5 protein-coding genes are annotated in these 21,513 nt (G+C 72.9%); all 5 read left to right on the top strand.

Annotated features, from left to right (window positions below; translation table 11 throughout):
• Window positions 1-12,076: filamentous hemagglutinin family protein (locus tag HV742_RS31115; RefSeq protein ID WP_175147210.1), on the top strand; the 12,076-nt coding region annotated here is incomplete at its 5' end.
• A 171-nt stretch (window positions 12,077-12,247) separates the two neighbouring features.
• The gene (locus tag HV742_RS31110) at window positions 12,248-12,946 is read left to right on the top strand and encodes an STN domain-containing protein (protein ID WP_169536058.1); all 699 of its coding nucleotides are present in this window, start codon (window positions 12,248-12,250) and stop codon (window positions 12,944-12,946) included.
• 11 nt (window positions 12,947-12,957) lie between these two features.
• Window positions 12,958-13,494: an RNA polymerase sigma factor gene (locus tag HV742_RS31105; RefSeq protein WP_238922739.1), complete on the top strand. Its 537-nt coding sequence runs from the start codon at window positions 12,958-12,960 to the stop codon at window positions 13,492-13,494.
• Window positions 13,495-13,498: 4 nt separating this feature from the next.
• Window positions 13,499-14,464, top strand: a complete 966-nt coding sequence (locus tag HV742_RS31100; protein WP_175147209.1) for a FecR family protein — start codon at window positions 13,499-13,501, stop codon at window positions 14,462-14,464.
• Between the two features lie 184 nt (window positions 14,465-14,648).
• Window positions 14,649-21,513: two-partner secretion domain-containing protein (locus HV742_RS31095; protein ID WP_175147208.1), on the top strand; the 6,865-nt coding region annotated here is incomplete at its 3' end.

Raw genomic sequence — 21,513 nt, 5'->3', positions numbered from 1 at the left:
GGGCGCCGACGACGCGGTGCTGAACCGGGTGGTGGGCGCGGCGGCCCGGCCCAGCCAGATCCAGGGCGCGATCCAGGCCGACGGCACGGTGATGGTGGTCAACCAGAACGGGGTGATCTTCAGCGGCACCAGCCAGGTCAACGCCCGCAACCTGGTGGTCGCGGCCGCCACCATCACGGATGCGCAGTTCCGCGACAAGGGCCTGTATGCCGACAATGGCGCCCAGCCGACGTTCCTGGGCGCCCTGGGCCGCGTCGAGGTGCAGGCCGGCGCGCGCATCGCGACCGCCGCGTCCACCACCTCGACCTCGGGCGGCGGCTACGTGCTGCTGCTGGGCAAGGAAGCGGCCAATGCCGGCACGATCGACACGCCGGGCGGACAGGCGCTGCTGGCGGCTGGCGACAGTTTCGTCATCAAGCGCGGCCAGGGCACGGCGGGCAACCTGCTGTCGACCACCAAGGGCAACGAGGTCACGCCGGCGGGCGTGCCCGGGCGGGTCGAGAACAGCGGCCTGATCCAGGCCGCCATGGGCGACGTGACCTTGACCGGCGGCGACGTGACGCAGCACGGGGTGCTGCTGTCGAGCACGTCGGTGGATACGCGCGGCACCCTGCACCTGACCGCCGCCGGCGCGGACGGCAGGATCACCCTGGCCGAAGGCAGCGTCGCCGCGATCCTGCTGGACCACAGCGGCGCCCTGGCGCTGGACAGCCAGCGCGACGGCCTGCGCGCGCCGCCGGCGGCGACGACGTCTTCGCCGTGGCTGTCGGCCGGCGCCGACCGGCGCGAGCTGTCGCGGGTGGAGGTCAGCAGCAGCGGCACGGTGGATTTCGCGTCGGGTTCCATCACGCTGGCCACCGGCGGCCAGATCGCCGTGCAGGCGGCGCAGCGCAGCCTGCTGCGCGACGGCGCCATCCTGGACGTGGCGGGCGCGGTGGGCGTGCCGGTCGCCATGGAAAACAACAACCTCAAGATCAACGTACAGGGCAACGAGCAGCGCGACGCGCCGGTCAACCGCGACAGCGGCAAGCTCAACAGCAATGACCTGTGGGTGGATATCCGCGACCTGGTGCTGGTGCCGGCCGGCACCAATGGCTACGCCACCGACCGCTGGTACACGGCTGGCGGGCTGCTGGAGGTCAGCGGCTATCTGGGCACGCAGGGGCATGCGGTCAACGAATGGATGGCGCAGGGCGGCAATGTCGAATTCACCGGCGGCGACGTGGTGACGCGCGCCGGCTCGCAGATCAACCTGTCCGGCGGCACGCTCGACGTGCAGGACGGCATGATCCGCCAGAGCTGGCTGCGCGGCGTGGACGGCAAGCTGTACGAGGCCTCGCGCGCGCCGGGCGACCTGGCCTACACCGGGCTGTACCAGGGCTACGAGGCGCGCAGCGAGCGCTGGGGCCAGACGCGCCGTTTCTACAACCCGCTGATCGCGCCGCTCGAACGCTTCGAGACCGGCTATACCGTGGGCCGTGATGCGGGCCGACTGCTGATAGGCACCCGCGCCGCGGTGCTGGAAGGGGAGTTGATCGGCACGACCTTCCAGGGGGATCGCCAGAATGCCGCCCCGCAGGCCGGCCTGGACGGCTACCAGCAATCGCAGCGGGCCGCGGCGCGTGGCGCGCAACTGGTGGTCGGCACTTATACGCCGTACTACAACAAGACGACCGGCGCGGTGCAGTACGCGCTGGGCCGCAGCGAGGACACGGTCCGGCAGGTGGTGTTGTCGGAGCGCGTGGCGGCCATCGCCGCCGGCCTGGAGCTGGGCGACGCGCTGCCCGCCGATCGAGGCGGCGCGCTGTTGCTGGATACCGCCCGCTTGAACGGCTTCGGGTTGGGCGCCGTTCGCATCGCCGCCCAGGACATCGCCGCGCAGTCCGATCTGGCGGTGGCGCCGGGCGGCGAGATCACGCTGTACGCGAACCGCGTGACGGTGGACGGCGCGCTGAGCGCGCGCGGCGGCAGTATCCGCCTGGGCAATGTGCTCAATCAGGTGACCTCGTCGGGCATGCTCGATACCTCCATCGGCGCCACGGCGTCCGACCGCCTGACGCTGGGCGCGGGCGGGCGGCTGGATACGTCGGGCCTGTGGACCAACCTGGCGCTGGCGCCGGGTCTGACCGGCGCCATGCCCTACCTGAATGGCGGCAGCGTGTCGCTGCGCGGCAGCGGCGACATCCTGCTGGAGCGTGGCGGCGTGATCGACGTCGGCTCGGGCGCGGCGTTGCGCGCCAAGGGCAAGCTGACCGGCGGCAAGGGCGGCAACGTCACGATCGAAACGGTGATGAGCGGCGCCGAGATGGGACGCCTGGACCTGGGCGCCGAACTGCGCGGCTACGGCGTGGACGGCGGCGGCACCCTGGCGGTGACGGCGGGCAAGGTGGCGCTGGGCGCGACGCCGGCGCAGGCCGGCGCCGACGTGCTGGCGCTGGCGGCGCCGTTCTTCCAGCGCGGCTTCGCGCGCTACGAGATCATCGGCAGCCGCGGCGTGACCGTGGCCGCCGGCGCCCGCATCGAGGTGTCGATGCCGGTATACCGGCCGGTCGCGCAGGCGGGCGGCATGCCCACCGGCGCCGAGGCCGCCACGGCGCTGCAAGCCTGGCTGCCGCCCGTCTATCTGCATGACGCGGCGGCGGGGACGGCGACGCGGCGGCGCGGCGCCAGTCTGTCGCTGCAGAGCGGGCGCACGCTCGGCCCGGTCGGCACGGACAGCGATACGACGCTGCTGATCGGCCAGGGGGCCCAGGTGGCGGTGGACCCGGGCCAGACCATCACGTTGCGCGGCGCCGGCCAGATCACGGTGCTGGGCGGGCTGACGGCCGCGGGCGGCAAGATCGACATCCGGCAATTGCGCCTGGGCGACATCGATGTCGCCGACTCGGTCGAGACCGCGGATGGCCAGCTGCACAACCGTTCGATCTGGATCGGCGAGCGGGCGGTGCTGGACGTGGCCGGCCGGGCGCAGTCCGGCATCGATGCGCAGGGCCGCCGCTACGGCGTGGCGGACGCGGGCGGCGTGATCGTGATCGGCGGCGAAATCGACCATGCGCGCGCCACCGCGACCTCGTCGGACGCCTACGTGATCGTGCGGCCGGGCGCGGTGCTGGATGCCTCGGGCGCCGGCGTGGACGTGGACATCAACGGGGTCGGCCCGCTGCGGCTGGAGCGTGACGGCGGCCGCATTTCGCTCAGCTCGTATAACGGCCTGCACCTGGACGGCGCCTTCATCGCGCGCGCCGGCGGCGCCAGCGCCATGGGCGGCACGCTCGATGTCGCGCTGGAGACGCCGCTCTACCGCATCTGGGGCGAGGGCGTCGCCGGCATGCCGGTGCAGGTGCCGCGCGAGCTGGTGCTGGCGCCGGGCGCGGGCGGCCTGCTGGATACGGCCCTGACGCCGGGCGCGGCGGCCGATGGCCTGCGCTACGGGCAGACCAGGCTGGACGCCGCGCGCCTGACGGCCGCGGGCGGCTTCGATCACCTGGGGCTGCTGGCCAACGGCCTGATGTCGTTCGACGGCGCGGTCGATGTGGCGGTGGCGGGCAGCATGCGGCTGTACGCCAGCGCCTATTCGCTGGCGCCGGACGCCGCCGCGCGGACCCGGGTCAACCTGGCGGCGCCCTATGTGCGGCTGTCCGGCCCGGGCACGTACTTCGCCACCAATGGCATGCTGCGGCCGCGGGTGCTGTTCGGCGATGCGCCCGATGTGGGGGCGGGGGTGTTCACGGTGCGCGCCGGCAGTCTGCTGGAGGTGGGCAACAGCCTGTCGTTCGGCACCCAGGGCAGCATCAACCGCAGCGTGGGCGGCCTGTTGACCGTGGCGCGCAGCGGCTTTGACCGGGTGGCGCTGAACAGCGGCGGCGACCTGCGCTTCCTGCGGCACAACGACGACCAGCCGCGCACGCGCCTGTGGACCCGGGGCGACCTCGACCTGACCGCCGCGCAGCTGTATCCGGTCACGGGGGCCGAGGCCGAACTGCTGGCCGGCTATACCCGCAATCCGCAGTCCGGCGTCAACGTTTTCGATCCGACCCGCACGCTGCGGGTGGGCCGCGCGGGCGACGCGGGCGCCGCGCTGCCGGCCGTGCCGTATTCGGCCTTTGGCACCTTGCGCCTGGCCGCGGCCAGCGTGGAGCAGGGCGGCGTGCTGCGCGCGCCGCTGGGCACGATCGTGCTGGGCGACCTGAGTTCAGCGGTCGGCACGCAGCGCCTGACCTTGCTGCCCGGCAGCGTCACGTCCGTCAGCGGCGCCGGCCTGTGGATGCCGTATGGCGGCACCACCGATGGCGTGTCGTACAAATTCCAGGGCGCCGAGGTGGCCTTGCCGGGCGCCGGCGGCGCGGTCGGCCAGGGCCAGGGCGCGTCGCTGCGCACCGGCATCACGCTGGGGTTCCGCGACGTGGACGCGCTGCCGGGATCCTTGCTGGACCTGTCGGGCGGCGGCGAACTGACCGGCGCGGGGTTCGTGTCCGGCCGTGGCGGTTCGACCGACGCGCGCTACTTCCCGCTGGTGCGCAACGATCCCAAGGGCGGCTTCACGCTGCCGGGGCTGGCCACCAATCCGGTGTACGCCATCGTGCCCGGCGCGCAGCCGGGCTATGCGCCGGCGGGCGGCGAGGCCGGCGCGTCGACGCCGGGCGTGGGGCGGCAGATCACGCTGGGCGACGGCGTTCCCGGCCTGCCGGCCGGCACCTATACCTTGATGCCTTCCACCTACGCCTTGCTGCCCGGCGCTTTTCGGGTCGAGATCAACGGCCAGGCGGCGGCCGGCGCGGCCATCGCGCCGCTGCGGATGCGCAACCTGTCGTGGGCCGCCAGCGGCGTGCTGTCCACCGCCGGGGCCGGCGCGGCGGACCGCCTGGCGAGCCAGGTGATCCTGACGCCCGCGAACGTGCTGCGCACTTATTCGCAGTACAACGAAATGAGCTATGCCAGTTTCGTGCGGGCCGACGCGGCGACGCGCGGCGTGCCGCGCGCCATGCTGCCGGCCGATGCGCGCACCCTGCGCCTGGCGATCCATGCCGGTTCGCAGGACGGGCAGGCGTTGCGCTTCGAGGGGCTGGCCAATTTCAATGGGGCGCCGGGCGGTTTCGGCGGCACCGCGGCGCTCAATGGCGGCAGTTCAAGTATCGAAATCCTGGCGGCGGGCCAGGCGCCGACCGCCGGCTTTGGCGGCGCGTCGGTGCATGCCGACGCCTTGGCCGCGCTGGGCGCCAGCCGCCTGGTGATCGGCGCGCTGCCGGTGGTGCTGTACGGGCAGGGCGGGCGCTTCTATACCTTCCAGGGCGGCGCCAACGAGGTGGTGATGCGGTCCGGCGCCCAGTTGGCGGCGCCGGAGGTGCTGATCTCGTCACGGGTGATCGAGATCGAGGCGGGCGCGGGCATTTCCACGCTCGGACGCGGCGCGCCGTCGGTGGACTCGACCGGCGGCTTTGCCTTCCAGCCCGGCAGCGCCGGCCTGCTGGCGCTATCCAATGGCCGCCTGGATGTGCTGGCCCCCGACAGCACGGTCACGGGCGCGATCCGCATCGGCACCTGCGCGACCGGCGCCTGCGAGGCGGTGACGCGGCTGTATTCCGAGGGCACCATCGCCGTCGCCACCAATGGCGTGTTCGATCTGGGCGAACAGGCGCGCTACGGCACCCGTAACCTGGCGCTGGCCGTCGGCACCGTCAATGTCGGCACTACCGAAGCGCTGCGGCAGGCCGCCGCGCGCGGCGTGCTGCCCAGCGGCCTGACGCTGAACCAGGCCATCCTGGCGCGCCTGTTGCGCGGCGATGCCAGCGCCGGGGCCCCGGCGCTCGAGATGCTGACGCTGACGGCGCGCGAAGCCGTGAATTTCTACGGCACCGTGGCGCTGGACACGCGCGACCCGGTCACCGGCGACTACCGCATGGCGACGCTGGCGCTGGGCACGCCGGCCCTCTATGGCTATGGCGAGGCCGGCGACGTGGCGTCGATCTACGCCCGCAATCTGGTCTGGAACGGCGCGGTGCAGGCGCCTGGCGCGGTCGCGGCGGGCGGGGCCGGCACCGGCCAGGGGGCGTTGCGGATCGAGGCCGAGCGCATCGAGTTCGGCTACGGCCAGGGCGCGCAACCGAATGGCCTGGATGACAACGCCCGCTTGGCGCTGGGCTTTGCCGGCGTCACGCTGAACGCCAGCGACCGCATCACCGCGAACCATCGCGGCAGTCTGGCGGTGTACCAATCGCAAGGCGCCTATACCAGCGGCAGCGGCTATGCCTACAGCGGCGGCAATCTCACGCTCAACACCCCCTTGCTGACCGGCGCGGCGGGCTCGGTCAACCGCATCACGGCGGGCGGCGACGTGCGTGTGCTGGCAGCCGTGGGGGCGCCCGCGGCGCAGGACACGGCGCAGGCGCTGGGCGCGGAGCTGAGCCTGGCCGGCGCCAATGTCCGGGTCGACGGCGTGATCGCGCTGCCCAGCGGCAAGCTGACGCTGCAGGGCCGCGACAGCGTGCTGCTGGCGGACGGATCGAAGCTCGACCTGGCCGGTCGCGCCATCGCCTTCAATGACGTGCTGCGCTACAGCTGGGGTGGCGACCTGGTGCTGGAAAGCAGCCAGGGCGGCATCCGCCAGGAGGACGGGTCGCTGATCGACCTGTCGGCGCGCGACAACGACGCGGGCAACCTGCGCGCGGTGGCGCTGGCGGCCGCCGATGGCCAGGTGGCCTTGCTGGGCCGCATCCTGGGCAGCAGCTCGGGTCGTTACGACGCGGGCGGCACCGAGGTGCCGTATCGGGCGGGCAGTGTCGAGGTCCGCGCGCAGCGCCTCGGCGCGCCCGGCAATCTGAACGCCGACTTCGAGGCCCTGAACCACCGCCTGAACGAGGGCGGCGTGACGGGGGCGCGCAGCTTCCAGGTCAAGCAGGGCAGCCTGACGCTGGGCGACGCGCTGCGGGCCAACGATATCAACCTGTCGATCGACGGCGGCAGCCTGACCGTGGTCGGCCGGGTCGATGCCAGCGGCGAACGGGTCGGCCGCATCCGGCTGGCGGCGCGCGATGGCCTGACGCTGGCCTCCAGCGCGGTGCTGGACGCGCACGGCACGGTATTGCGGGTGGACAGCTACGGCAGGATCATTGACGCGCCCAACCGCGCGGTGGTCGAGTTGAGCTCGGGCCAGGGCGTGCTGACGCTGGCGGGCGGCGCCCGCATCGACCTGCGCCATGGCACCGGGGCCACGCAGGGCGCCGCCGCCGGACAGCACGATGGCGCGGCGCGCGGCACGCTGGATCTCATGGCGCCGCGCATCGACGCCGCCGGCAATGCCGGGCTCAACGGCGACGGGGCGCCGGGGTCGGCCGCGACCTACGGCGACATCGCCATCGACGCGCGCGGCCCGCTCACGATCGACGGCGCCAAGGCCATCAACCTGACCGCCATGCAGCGCTATGACGACGCCCGCCCGGGCGATCCGACCGATCGCGCCGGCGGCCGTGAATACCAGATCATCGACCAGGCCTACCTGGAGGCCAAGCACGCGGACAGCCGGGAATTCATCCGCCTTGCCCTGCTCAACGGCAATCTGCTGGACGGCAAACTGGCGGGCCTGAACAACGCGACCTACCGCGACGTGTTCCATCTGCGTCCCGGCGTGGAAATCGTCAGCCGCACGGCCGACGGCGACCTGGTGGTGCAGGGCGACCTGGACCTGTCGCGCTATCGCTACGCCAGCCTGAATCCGCGATCGCCGATGACCTCGGCCTACGGCTCGGGCGAGGCGGGCGCGCTGATCCTGCGGGCCAAGGGCAACCTGGACGTCTACGGCAGCATCAACGACGGCTTCGCGCCGCCGCCGGCATCGCCGGACGATGAGAGCGGCTGGGTCCTGACCCCCGGCGCGCAGCCCTTCGGCGGCGACGTGGTGCTGCCGCGCGGCGGGGTGCAACTGGCCGACGGCACGGAGTTCCCGGGCGGCAAGACCCTGAACTACCCTTTGCCGCTGCAGGCCACCACGCTGGCGGCCGGCACCCGGCTGCCCGTGGAAGCGGTGCTGGACCAGCCGCTGTCGCTGGCCGCCGGCACGGTGCTGTCGGGCGACGTGCGCGACGCCGGCGGGCAACTGCTGTACGCCGCGGGCACGGTCCTGGAGCACGCGCTCGACCTGCCGGCGCAGACCCGCCTGGGCGCGGGCACCTTGCTGACCCGTGGCACGGCCCTGAAAGCATTCACATGGCCGGCCAACGTGGCCCTGCCGAATCGGTACACCACCCAGGCCTACGAGGCCAACGTGTTGCTGATGGCGGGCACCATCACGCTGCAGCAGGGGGCGTTGATTCCCTCGCAGACCAAGCTGGTGTTCCCGGAGGGCACGGATTACGTGGAGCTGCGGCCGGGCACCGCGGCGGACCAGCGGCGCAACTGGGCGCTGGCCAGGATGCTGCCCGCCGGCAGCCAGTCGTGGTCCGTGCAGCTGACGGCGGGCGCGGACCTGGACGCGGCCGACCGGCGCCAGGTGCTGCCCGGGCCGGGCGCGGGCAAGCTGACGCTGGCCGACACGCATTACAACGCCACCCTGGTGAAGGGGGCCGGCCTGGTGTGGGGGCCGGACGGGGCATCGTCGGGCTTCGAGCCCGGCAAGCCGGTGCCGGACGACATGCTGTGGCTGTGCGACGTGGTGGAGGGCCTGTGCCTGCCGCCGCCGCGCTGGGTCTGGGCCAAGGACAACTGGTGGGGCCAGCCCGAAGGTTCGCCGGTGGCCGACGCGGACCTGGCGACCTGCGAGGCATTCCCGGACCAGTGCGTCGAGAACAAGCAGACCACCACCGTCGCCACGCACACGCAGAACTTCAGCGTGCTGCGCACCGGCACCGGCGACCTGGACCTGGCTGCCGGCGGCGACATCAACCTGATGTCGGCCTATGGCGTCTACACGGCCGGCACGCAATCGGCCAACGTGGCGCCGGCCTACCAGCTGCCGCGCGGCCGCTACGGCAGCACGGTGCTGGGCGACGCCTACGCCAGCAACTACGAACCCTTCGTTGTCGCTGGCGCCGGCTATCAGGCCTGGTATCCCGAAGCGGGCGGCAACTTCAGCCTGTACGCCGGCGGCGCGCTGCGCGGGGACGTCTGGGGCAAGACCGTGGCCGGCAACTACGACGGGCGCGTGATCGACCCCAGTGTCGGCATCGGCAACTGGCTCTGGCGCCAGGGCAGCGGCAGCGCCAATGGCGGCGACACGCCCACGGCATGGTGGATCAACTTCGGCAGCTATGCGCCGGCGCGGCCCGAGTTCAAGGATTCGACGCCCGTGCTGGTGGGCTTCACCGGCTTCGGCGCGCTGGGCGGCGGCAACGTCAGCGTGCGCGCGGACGGCGATGCCGGCAACATCGAGTCGCGCGGATCGATCGCCTATCCGCGCGGCCAGGGGCTGGTCGTCGCCGTGGGCGGCACCGGCCGCGTCGCGGCCGATGGCAGCGTGGTGCTGACGGGCGGCGGCGATATCGACATGCGCATCGGCGGCGCCCTCAATCCGACGCAGAGCGCGCGCGGACGGGTGTCGTCCACCGGGGGGGCGACGCCGTACTACGGCGATCCCGCGATCGACCTGCAGGGCGCCCTGATCAACCTGCGCGGCAACGTCAGGCTGACGGGCGGCGCGGTCGGCGGCCTGGATCTGCAATACGGCAATAATGCATCGCTGCAGGACGCCAAGGACAGCCGCGGCTACGATCCCTACACCGCCACCCTGGCCAGCGCCACGGGCGGCCTGGCGCTGATCCCTGGCGACGCGGTGATCCGCCTGGATACACGCGGCGATCTGGTGGTTGGCGGGGCCAGCGATCCGGGCCGCGTGGCCGTGCCGAACAGCACGCCGTTCCGGCTGCGCGACGGCACGCAGGTGACGGGAGGCGGCACTACCTGGTTCTCGCTCTGGACCGACAACACCGCGATCACCCTGTCGAGCGCGGGCGGCAACCTGACGCCCAGCCGGCAGACGTCGCACAGCGCCAAGGGCATGGCGTTGCAGACCGGGCTAAATACCTCGGCGTCGGACGCGCGCTATCTCTATCCGTCGATCCTGCGCGCGACGGCCTACGATGGCAGTATCTATGCGGGGGTGTCGGCGGGCTATCTGAACACGGAAGACACCGGCCTGCCGTATTCGTTGACGTTGGCGCCGGGCGCGCGCGGGCTGCTGGAATTGCTGGCGGGCGACTCGATCTACGCGGGCGGTTACGCCATCAATCGCTCGGGCGCCGATCCCGCCAGCGTGGCCAGTGTCCGCACGCCCGCCTTTGCCGGCTATGCCTCGCAGGCCAGCCAGGCGCCTGTCCTGAGCAACCGGGGCTCGATCGGCGGCCTCCTGGAGCGCGATCTGCATTTCCCGCTGTTCTATTTCGGCACGCCGACCGCAAGCGCGGCAGGCTCGGGCGCGGTGACCCGGCTGTATGCCCGCGATGGCGACATCGTCGGGTTGCGCAGCGGTGAAACGCTGACCGTGCTCAAGGGCGACAGCCAGGGCCAGACCTGGTTTGAGGCGGCGGGGCCGGTCTGGATGATGGCCGGGCGCGATATCGTCGCGTCGGGCACCGGGCCGGGCGTGCAGCTCGACGTGCCGTCGAGCAACGGCTACAACCTGGGCAGCGGCGGGGGCGCGTGGGTGGGATCGAGCGGCAACCTGTTCCTGCACCGCGATGCGCGCGAGGTTTCCCGGGTGTCCGCCGGCCGCGACATTCTCTACAGCTCGTTCCAGGTGGCCGGCCCCGGCGCGCTGGAAGTGTCGGCGGGCCGGCAGGTGCTCATGGCCGACCAGGCCTCGATCACCAGCCTGGGCGCGGTGATGCCCGGCGACCGCCGTCCCGGCGCATCGATCGCCGTGCTGGCGGGCGTCGGCGCGGCCGGGCCGGACTATGCGGGATTCCTGGCGCGTTACCTGGATACGCGGGCCGCGGATCCGGGCCGGCCGCTGACGGACCAGGGCGTGGCGTTCAAGACCTATCAGGCGGAACTGTTGCTGTGGTTGACGCAGCACCATGATTTCGCCGGCAGCGTGGACGACGCGCGCGCCTATTTCAACGCGCTGCCCGCCGAGCAGCGCAACCTCTTCGCGCGCCAGGTGTACTTTGCCGAGCTGCGCGCCGGCGGCCGCGAATACAACGACAAGTCCAGCGCCCGCTACGGCAGCTACCTGCGCGGCCGCCAGGCCATTGCCGCGCTGTTCCCGGACACCGCGCCCGGGGCCTACCAGGGCGATATCACGCTGTATGGCGGCGCCGGAATCCGCAGCACTTTCGGCGGCGACATCCAGTTGCTGACGCCGGGCGGGCAGCAGGTGTTCGGCCTGGAAGGGGCCGCGCCGCCGGCCAGCGCCGGCATCATCACCCAGGGCGAGGGCAGCATCCAGCTCTACGCGCTGGGCAGCATCCTGCTGGGGCAGAGCCGGGTCATGACCACTTTCGGCGGCGGCATCACCGCCTGGTCGGCGCAAGGCGACATCAACGCCGGCCGTGGCGCCAAGACGACCGTGCTGTACGCCCCGCCCAAGCGCGTCTACGACACGGTCGGCAATGTGACGCTGTCGCCCAATGCGCCCGGCACCGGCGCGGGCATCGCGACGCTGGCGCCGCTGCCGGAGGTGCCGGCCGGCGACGTCGATCTGTATGCGCCGTTGGGCACCATCGACGCGGGCGAAGCCGGCATCCGGGTGTCGGGCAACGTTAACATCGCGGCCTTGCAGGTGGTGAACGCCGCTAACATCCAGGCCCAGGGCGAGAGCAAGGGGGTGCCGGTGACGGCGTCGGTCAATACCGGCGCGATGTCCTCGGCCAGCGCCGCGGCGGCCTCGGCGGTGGGGGCGGCGCAGGAGTCGGCGCAGCGCGCCCAGAGCCAGGCGCGGCAGAACCAGCCGTCGGTGATCAGCGTGCAGATCCTGGGGTATGGCGAGGAGCCGGTGGCCGGCGCCAGCATGGCGCCGCCGCCGGGGCCGACCGCGGCCGCGAACCGCTATGACGCGGCCAGCGCCGTGCAGGTGCTGGGCGCCGGCGCGCTGGACGACAGCGAGATGCGGCAACTGAGCGCGCAGGAGCGGGGCAAGCTGGCGATGTGAGCCGCGCCGGGAGGCGTGACGCGTGCGTGACGGTTGCCTGCCCGATGGCCGGCAACTGTCACGAGCGCGTCACCCGACCGTCATATCCGCTCGCTACCATGCCGCTTCCGCCCTGCCTCCGGCCACCACCGGGGCGCAGTCGCCACGCCATCTTAGAGACATCGGGGTGTTATGACAGTCACGCAGGCGCCTGGGGCCGCTTGGGCGTTCGCCTGCTGGTTCGCGCTCGGCCTGGCGGTGCTGCCGCCGGCGGCGCTGGCGCAGCAGCGCGCCGCGGACGGCGCTTCGATCGCGTTCGACATCGCCGCGCAGCCGCTGGACGCGGCCCTGGCCGCGTACACCCAGGCGACCGGCATGGCGGTGCTGGTGACCAGCCGCCTGACGGCCGGCCGCCAGGGCAGCGCGGTGCGCGGCCGGCTGGCGCCGCGCGAGGCCTTGCGCCTGCTGCTGGCGGGCACCGGGCTGCAGGCGCGCTATGCCAGCGCGTCGGCCTTCACGCTGGTGGAGTCGGCCGCGAGCGCGCCCGCGCCGCGCGCGGCAGGCGCCGCGCCGTCGCCCGCCGCGGTGACGCGCTATGCCGGCGTATTGCAGAACACCGTGACGCGGGCGCTGTGCCAATGGACCGGCGCGCAGTTCGGCCGCTACCGCGCCTCGCTGCAGCTGTGGATCGGCCGCAACGGCGTGGTGCGCCAGGCGCGGGTGCTGTCGGGCACCGGCGACGCGCGCCGCGACGAGGCGCTGGCCGGGGTGCTGTCCGGACTCATCATGGACGCGCCGCCGCCGGCCGACCTGCCGCAGCCGGTGACCATCGTGCTGGCGCCGCGCCCGGACCCGCGCACCGATTGCCGGCTGGCCGGCGCCGCGGGCTGACGCGCATGTCCATGACCGGCGACGCCCTGCGCAACCTGTTCCTGTCCAAGTACCAGGAATTCCGCAAGCGCCTGCGCATCCGGCTGGGGTCGGAAGACCTGGCCAACGACGCCATGCAGGAGGCCTGGCTGCGGGTCGACAGCCTGGCCGAGAGCGCGCCGGTCGAGTATCCGGCCGCCTATCTGTTCAAGATCGCCGCGAACGTTGCCGAGGACCAGCGCCGCGCCAATGCCCGCATCCTGTCGATGGCCGAGATCGAGGAGCTGTACGACATGGCCGACGAGGCCGCCGGCCCGGCCCAGGTGGCCGAGGGCCGCGAGCAGCTGGCGGCGCTGGAGGCGGCGCTGGCCGAGCTGCCGCGCCGGCGCCAGGCGATCGTGATCGCGGCGCGGGTCGACGAGGTGCCGCACCGCGAGATCGCCGAGCGTTTCGGCATTTCGGTGCGGACCGTGGAAAAGGAACTGCGCGCGGGGCTGGAGCACTGTTGCGGGAAATTGGAAAAAAAGTATGTCCAGCGCTACGGTCCCCAGGCCCGCGAAACGTCTTAGTTCCATGACGACCCTTTTCAGACGCTCCCACCCCGGCGGCGACCCCGCGGCCGCGCTCAAGCGCGAGGCCCAGGCATGGGTCGTGCGCCTGGCCTCGGGCCAGGCCAGCGTGGCCGATGGCGAGGCCTTCCGCCGCTGGTGCGCGCAGAGCGCCGAGCACGCGCGCATCTTCCAGGAAACCCGCGGCGCCTGGCAGCAGCTGGCGCCAGCGGCGCGCCAGCTGCAGGCCGCGCAGGCGCGCCGCGCCCGCGTCGCGCGGCCGGCGCGGCGCGCCTTCCTGGGCGGCGCGGTGGCGGCCTGCGGCGCGTGGCTGGCGTTCAAGCCGCCGCTGGGCCTGTGGCCGGCGGTGGATGAATTGACCGCGGATGTGCGCAGCGGCACCGGCGAGCAGCGCCGCGTGGCGCTGGCGGGCGACGCCAGCGTGCAGCTGAATACCCAGACCCGCATCAACCTGTCGCGCAGCGGGTCGGCGCAGCAGATCGATCTGCTGGCCGGCGAAGTCGAGCTGCTGACTTCCGGCCAGCCGGTCAGCCTGACGGCGGGGGCCGGCCGCGTCAGCACCGCCTCGGGCTGCGTCAACGTGCGCTACACCGACGGGCAGGTGCGGGTGACCTGCCTGGAGGGCAGCGCCCGCGTCAGTCTGCGCCAGGACGCCATGGCATTGACCGCCGCGCAGCAGGTGGTGCTGGGCGCGGGCGGCGCCAGCGGGCCGCGCCGGGTCGACCCCGAGCAGGTCACGGCCTGGCGCCGCGGCGTGCTGCAATTCAACAACGTGCCGCTGGCGCAGGTGGTCGACGAGATCAACCGCTACCGCCCCGGCCGCATCGTGCTGGTGAGCGACCGGCTGGCGGGCAGCCTGGTGCAGGCGCGCTTTTCGCTGGATCAGCTGGCCGACGCGGCGCTGTTGATCCGCGATGCCTATGGCGCCCAGGTCACGTCGCTGCCGGGTGGCATCGTGCTGCTGAGCTGAACGCCGTCGCGCGCGTTGTCCCAAACGTGAAATATGAATTTTTTGTGAAAAGGCGCAGTCGATGACGCTTGAAGCGGTCTAGGCACCCATGCGCAGAATCGCCCGGTCCGCGTCGCCGTTTTTCCCGGCGAACCGGTCCTGGCGCTGCAGATGCCAGATCCGATTCCAGGAAGGAAAAGCCGTCATGCCCAGCCGTAGTCACGCCCTAGCCCCCCGCAGTTCCCCGCGGCGTTCGCGCCGTCCCGCCTGGCGCCTGACGCCGGTGACGCAGGCGTTGGCGGTGCTGCTGGTGGCGGGCGGCTGGAGCGGCGCGGCGCAGGCCCAGCCGCGCGCCTTCAGTCCCGGCTGGTTCGCCGACAAGGGCGCGGTGCAATCGACCGCGCAGCGCACCGGCCGCATGCCCGACGGCAGCCTGGCCGGCATCGGCAACAGCGCCCGCCAGCAGGCGCAATCGCGCCAGCAGCTGCAGCGCTCGCTGGACAACCTGAACCGCACCGCCGCGGCGGTGGCCGCGCAGCAGGCGGCGCAGGCGGCGGCGCGCGCGGCCGCGGCCGCCAACGGCACGGACGTGCCGGATGGCCTGGCGCGCGGCGGCCTGTGGATCGCGGAGGGCGCGCAGGCCAAGTGGGAAGGCGCCAACAAGCCGACCACAGGCACCGACGGCGGCCGACAGCTGGTGACGATCGAGCAGACCCAATCGCGCGCCATCCTCAATTGGGACACGTTCAACGTCGGCCGCAACACCACGCTGCGGTTCAAGCAGGGCGCCGACGACGCGGTGCTGAACCGGGTGGTGGGCGCGGCGGCCCGGCCCAGCCAGATCCAGGGCGCGATCCAGGCCGACGGCACGGTGATGGTGGTCAACCAGAACGGCGTGATCTTCAGCGGCACCAGCCAGGTCAACGCCCGCAATCTGGTGGTGGCCGCCGCCACCATGAGCGACGCGCAGTTCCGCGAGCGCGGCATCTACGCCGACGCCGACGGCACCATTCCCACCTTCAAGGACGCGCTCGGCAAGATCGAGGTGCAGGCGGGCGCGCGCCTGGCCACGGCCACGCCCGGCAGCGCCACGCGCGGCGGCGGCTACGTGCTGCTGGCCGGCAAGGAAGTCCGCAACGCCGGCGAGATCAGCACGCCGCAGGGCCAGGCGCTGTTGGCGGCGGGCGACAGCTTCATCATCCGCCGCGGCCAGGGCTCGGACAGCAACATCGCCTCCACCACGCGCGGCAACGAGGCGCAGGCGGCCGGCGCCGGCCTGGTGCGCAACACGGGGCTGATCCAGGCGCCGCAGGGCGATGTGACCCTGACCGCGCAGCGCGTGGAGCAGGCCGGCGTGCTGGTGTCGACCACCTCGGTGGATGCGCGCGGCACCATTCACCTGGACGCGCGCGGCAACGGCGCGGCGGTGACGCTGGCCGAGGGCGCGGTCAGCGCCATCCTGGTGGACGCCAGCCTGACGACCGCGCTGGACGGCCAGCGCGCCAGCCTGCTGCAGCCGGCCGTGGGCGGCAACACCGCGCTGATCGCCGGCGACGAATTCCGCCGCGACCTGTCGCTGCTGCGCATCAGCAGCCAGGGCACGGTGGACTTCCAGGGCGGTTCGCTGTCGCTGGCCACGGGCGGGCAGGTGGCGGTCAAGGCCGATGGCCGCGCGCTGGTGCGCGACGGCGCGCGCATCGACGTGGGCGGCGCGGTCGGCGTGATCGTGTCGATGGAGTCCAACAACCTCAAGATCAACCTGCAGGGCAACGAACAGCGCGACGCCCCGATCAACCGCGACAGCAAGCTACTGAACAACAGCGAGGTGTGGCTCGATCGCCGCGACCTGGTGCGCCTGGCGGCGGGCAGCGGCGGCAACGATGCCGACCGCTGGTACACGGCCGGCGGGCTGCTGGAAGTGGGCGGTTACCTGGGCACGCTGGGCGTGCCGGTGAGCCACTGGCTGGCGCAGGGCGGCGTGGTGCGCTTCGATGGCGCCGAGGTGGTGACGCAGGCCGGCTCGGCCATCAACCTGTCGGGCGGCACGCTCGACGTGCAGAGCGGCGAGATCCGCCAGAGCTGGCTGCGCGGCGAGGACGGCCGCCTGTACCTGGCCGACCGCGCGCCGGGCGACCTGCTCTACACCGGCCTGTACCGGGGCTACGAGGCGGTGTCGCGGCGCTGGGGCGAGAACGCCACGCGGCGCTTCTACAACCCGCTGATCGCGCCGCCGACGCGCTACGAATCGGGCTACACCGTGGGCCGCGACGCCGGCGCGCTGGTGGTCTCGACCCGCAACGCGGTGCTCGACGGCGACGTCATCAGCGACACCTATCAGGGCGACCGCCAGACGCGCGCGCCGGTGACCGGCCAGGACGGCTACAGCCAGTCGCACCGCAACGCGGCGCGCGCGGCGCAGTTCGTGGTGGGCACCTACAAGCCGTTCTACGACACCGCCGGCAACATCCTGCGCTATCAACTGGGCGCCGGCGGCGCGGCCGCCGAAGTGGTGGTGGGCCGGGATCTGGCGGGCCGCTCCGCCGGCCTGGACCTGGGCGATGCGCTGCCCGCCGACCTGAAGGGCAAGGTGTTCCTGGATGCCGATCGCCTGAACGGCTTCAGCCTGGGCGCCATCCGCCTGGCCGCCACACGGGCCATCCGCGTGGATGCCGGCTTGCGCAGCGCCGACGGCGGCGAGATCACGCTCTACGCGCCCACTGTCGACATCAATGCGGATCTGGTCAGCCGCGGCGGCCTGATCCAGGCGGGCAACACGCTGCGCCAGCCGGGCACGGCCGGCCGGCTCGAAGATGTTTCGCTGCTGCCGACCAATAATGCCAAGGCCGCGCTGCGCGTGGCGGGCGACGTCGTGCTGGATGCGCGCGGCGTGTGGAGCAACCTGAAGGAAGATCCTTCCGCGCAGCGCGGCCTGGCCCTCATCGACGGCGGCCGCGTGTCGCTGCGCGGCACGGGCGACGTGGCGCTGGCGGCGGGCAGCCTGATCGATGTGTCGTCGGGCGCGGCGTTGCTGACCAGCGGCGCGTTGCAAGGCGGGCGCGGCGGCAGCGTGACACTGGAAGCCAACGCCGTCAGCACGCAGCCGGCCTCGGGCGGCAAGGTGGCGCTGGCCGGCGCGGTGCGCGGCTATGGCGTGAGCGGCGGCGGCGCCTTCAGCCTGGCCAGCGGCGGCGCCCTCGTGCTGGGCGGCCCCGCCGATGGCCTGGCGGCCGATGCGGTGCGGCTGGATCCGTCCTTGTTCCAGGCCGGCTTTGCCAGCTATGACCTCAACGGCCATGGCGGCCTGCGGGTCGCCGATGGCGCGGATATCGCCGTCGCCATGCCGGTATGGCGCATGCGTCGGGAAGGCGGCGCGCTGCCGCTCACGGGCACCGACCCGGCCGAGGCCCTGTCGCTGTGGACCCCGCCGCTGTACACGGAAGATCCCAAGCGCGGCAAGCTGACCCAGCGTGGCGGCGCCAGCCTGGCCCTGCGCTCGGACCGCGACGCCCTCGGCGGCGTGCTCGAAATTGGCGCGGGCGCGCGGCTGGCGGTGGACCCGGGCCAGTCGATCCGCCTTGCCGGCGGCGACCAGATCACGGTGCTGGGCCGCCTGGTGGCGCCCGGCGGCCTGATCTCTATCCTGGACACTCGGGTGGACTCGCAGCAGAACTACACGCCCAAGGCCAACGGCCGCTCGGTGTGGATCGGCGAGCGCGCGGTGCTGGACGTGGCCGGCGACAGCCATGTCGCGCTGGCCACCGACGGCCGCCGCTATGGCGTGGCGCGCGCGGGCGGCAGCATCGAGATCGGCGGCATGCTGGACTGGGAGGTCGATGCCTACGCCCCGCGCCGGCCGATGGACCGGCACCTGATCCTGCGCCCCGGCTCGCTGCTGGACGCGTCGGGCGCGCAGGCGCTGGTGGACCTGCCCGGGCGCGGCGCCACGCTGCTGGCCTACAACGGCGGCAGCATCGTGCTGGCGTCGGCCAACAGCCTGTACCTGGACGGCGACCTGCGCGCCATGGCGGGCGGGCCGGGCGCGGTGGGCGGAACGCTGGGCGTGGCCCTGGCGCCGGCTTTCTACCAGAGGAGCCTGGCCGAGGCCGCGGTGTTGACGCCGCGCGTCCTGACGCTGTCGCGGCAGAAGGGGGCCTCGCTGCTGCCCGCCGGTCTGCGTCCGGGCGAGTCTGGCGCCGACCTGCGCTATGGCGCCGGCGGCCTGGGCGTGGACCAGGTCCAGGCCGGCGGCTTCGGCAACCTGGCGTTGTTCGCGACGGTAAGGGCCGACAGCGGCCTGACGCTGGCCATGCCCCAGAGCCTGCGCCTGTCGGGTCCGCTGATGTTGAGCCAGAGCGCGCCCGAGGGCAGCGTGGTGGCGCTGTCGGCCCCGTACCTGTTCCTGAATCACGCGGCCTATGCGCCGCCGCTGGGATCCGACAGCGTGGTGCAGGTCGGCATGGTGGCGCCGGACTGGCTCAAGCGCGGGCATCGCCTGGTGCTGGACGCCGGCATGATGGATCTGCGCGGCATGCGCGACTTGCGCAGCTTCGATGACGTCCAGGTCAACCTGGCCGGCGACCTGCGCCTGACGGGCGTGTCCGTGGGCCAGGACTTCAATGGCAACACGCTGCTGGCCGCGCCCAACCGCCTGACCATCACCGCGGCCCAGATCTATCCCGCCACCGGCAGCGGCGGCGGGATTGCGGCGGGCGAATACTACGGGCAAGGGGGCGGCAATGCGCTGAAGAATCCGGATGCGGTGCTGACGATCCGGCGCGCCACGGAGGGCATGCCCGACATGCCGTATTCCGCCTTCGGCGCGGTGACGTTGTCGGGGCCCAATATCGTCCAGGGCGGCGTGGTGCGCGCGCCGCTCGGCTCGATTGTCTTCATGGGGCCCGAGGGCGCGCCGTCCAGCGTGCGTTTCCTGGCCGGCAGCGTAACGTCGATCAGCGGCCAGGGGCTGGTCATGCCCTATGGCGGCACCACCGACGGCATCAAGTACCTGTACGGCGGACAGGAGATCCGGGTCGCGGGCGTGGGCGGCAATGACCTGAACGGCGCGCCGTCTCGCATGATCCAGATCAACATGAAGTCCATCGCGGCCGACGCCGGCTCGCTGCTGGACCTGTCCGGCGGCGGCGAACTGACCGGCGCCGCGTTCGTGCGCGGACGCGGCGGTTCGGTGGACGTGCTCAAGTACGCCATGGCCGACGCCAACCCCGGCTTCGGTTTCAGCAAGTCCGGCAGCGCCGTCTATGCCATCGTGCCCGGCTTCGGCGGCGACTATGCGCCGGCCACCAAGGACGCCGCCATGCCCGCGTACGGCCAGCGCGTCACCATCGGCGCCGGCGTGCCGGGGTTGCCGCCCGGCACCTACACGCTGTTGCCCGCCAATTTCGCCCTGCTGCCGGGCGCGTTCCGCGTCGAGGCCGGTGCGCCGGGCGCATTCGACGCCGCGCAGGCCGCGCCGACCCGTGGCGGTTCCTGGGTGACCACGGGCCGGATGACGGCGCCGGGCGTCAATCCGGGCGCGGTGCCCGCCAGCCAGCTGCTGGTGACGCCGGGCGCCGTGGTGCGCCGCCACGCGCAATACAACGAAACCTCGTACAGCGCCTTCCTGGCGGCGAACGCGGCGCGCACCGGCACGCCGTTGCCGATGCTGCCGGCCGACGCGGGCATGCTGCGCCTGAAGCTGACGCCGGGGGCGGGCCGCGAGGGCACGCCGGCCCTGGCGTTCGGCGGCGAGGCGCGCTTCGCCGCGGCGCCGGGCAGCAGCGGCGCGGGCGGCACGCTGGCCGTGGACGTGCGCGGCGGCGGCCTGGAAATCCTGGGTCCGGGGCAGGCGCCGGCCCTGGCCGGTCCTGGCGTGGCGGTCTCGGCGGACGCGCTCAATGCCTTGCGTCCGGCCCGCATGGTGCTGGGCGGCGCGATAGGCGCCTCCACCCAAGCCGATGCGCTCGGCGCGATCAGCCTGGGCGGCGACTCCCAGCGCGTGCTGGTGCGCGGCGGCGCCAGCCTGTACGCGCCGGAGTTCGTGCTGCTGGCGCCCACCAACGGCAATATCACCGTTGAGCAGGGGGCCGTTCTGTCCACCGTCGGAATGGGGGCGGCGCCGCAGGACGCGCGTGGCGGCTATTACTACTCGCTCCAGTCCAATGGCGCGCTGGTCCTGTCCAACGGGCTGGTCAACCTGCGGCCGCCGGCGCAGGATGGCCGCGTGGCCATCGACATTGGCGCCTGCGCGGGCGTTTGCACGGGAACCACGCGCCTGGTGTCGGAAGGCACGATTGGCGCGGCCACCAACGGCGCCTTTACCTTGCGCGACAACGTCGAGTACGGCACGCGCAATCTGATGCTGAGCGTGTCCGGCCTGAACCTGGGCGCGCCGCAGGCGCTGGCCCAGGCCGCGGCGGCAGGACAACTGCCGCCCGGCCTGGCGCTGGACCAGGATGCCCTGGCGCGGCTGCTGCGCGGCAATACGGCGCTGGGCGCGCCCGCGCTGGAGAGCCTGATTCTCAATGCGGGAGAGTCCATCAATGTCTATGGCGCGGTGACGCTGGACACCCGTGCCGCGGCCGGTCCCTCGGCCTTGCGACGGCTGGTGCTGGGCGCGCCGGCCGTGTATGGCTACGGCGCGGCCGGCGACACGGCGCGCATCAGCGCGTCGGAAGTCGTCTGGGCGGGCGCCGTCATGGCCAATCCGAGCGGCAATGTGCCGCTGGGCTACGACACCCCCGCCGCGCCGGGCGGCGCGGTGCTGGACCGCCTGGGCGACGGCAGCCTGACCATCGCGGCCGACGTCATCCGCTTCGAACATGCGCCCTATACGGTGCCGGCCACGCTGGTGCCGGCCAACCGGCTGGCGCTGGGCTTCGCCACGGTCAACCTGGAAGCCGCCCAGATGATCACGGGCGCGTCGACGGGCAACCTGCAGGTCTATCACAAGCAGAACGGCTACGTGGCGGGCGAAGGCTGGCGCTACCAGGGCGGCGATCTGACGCTGCGCACGCCGCTGCTGACCGGCGAGGCGGGCGCGACGCTGGCGCTGCGGGCCGGCGGCGCGCTGG

The organism is Achromobacter ruhlandii (genome assembly GCF_902859695.1).
GTDB classification, from domain to species: domain Bacteria; phylum Pseudomonadota; class Gammaproteobacteria; order Burkholderiales; family Burkholderiaceae_B; genus Achromobacter; species Achromobacter ruhlandii.
The sequence above is the reverse complement of the archived record's forward strand: the minus strand, read 5'-3'. Positions and strand labels throughout refer to the sequence as shown.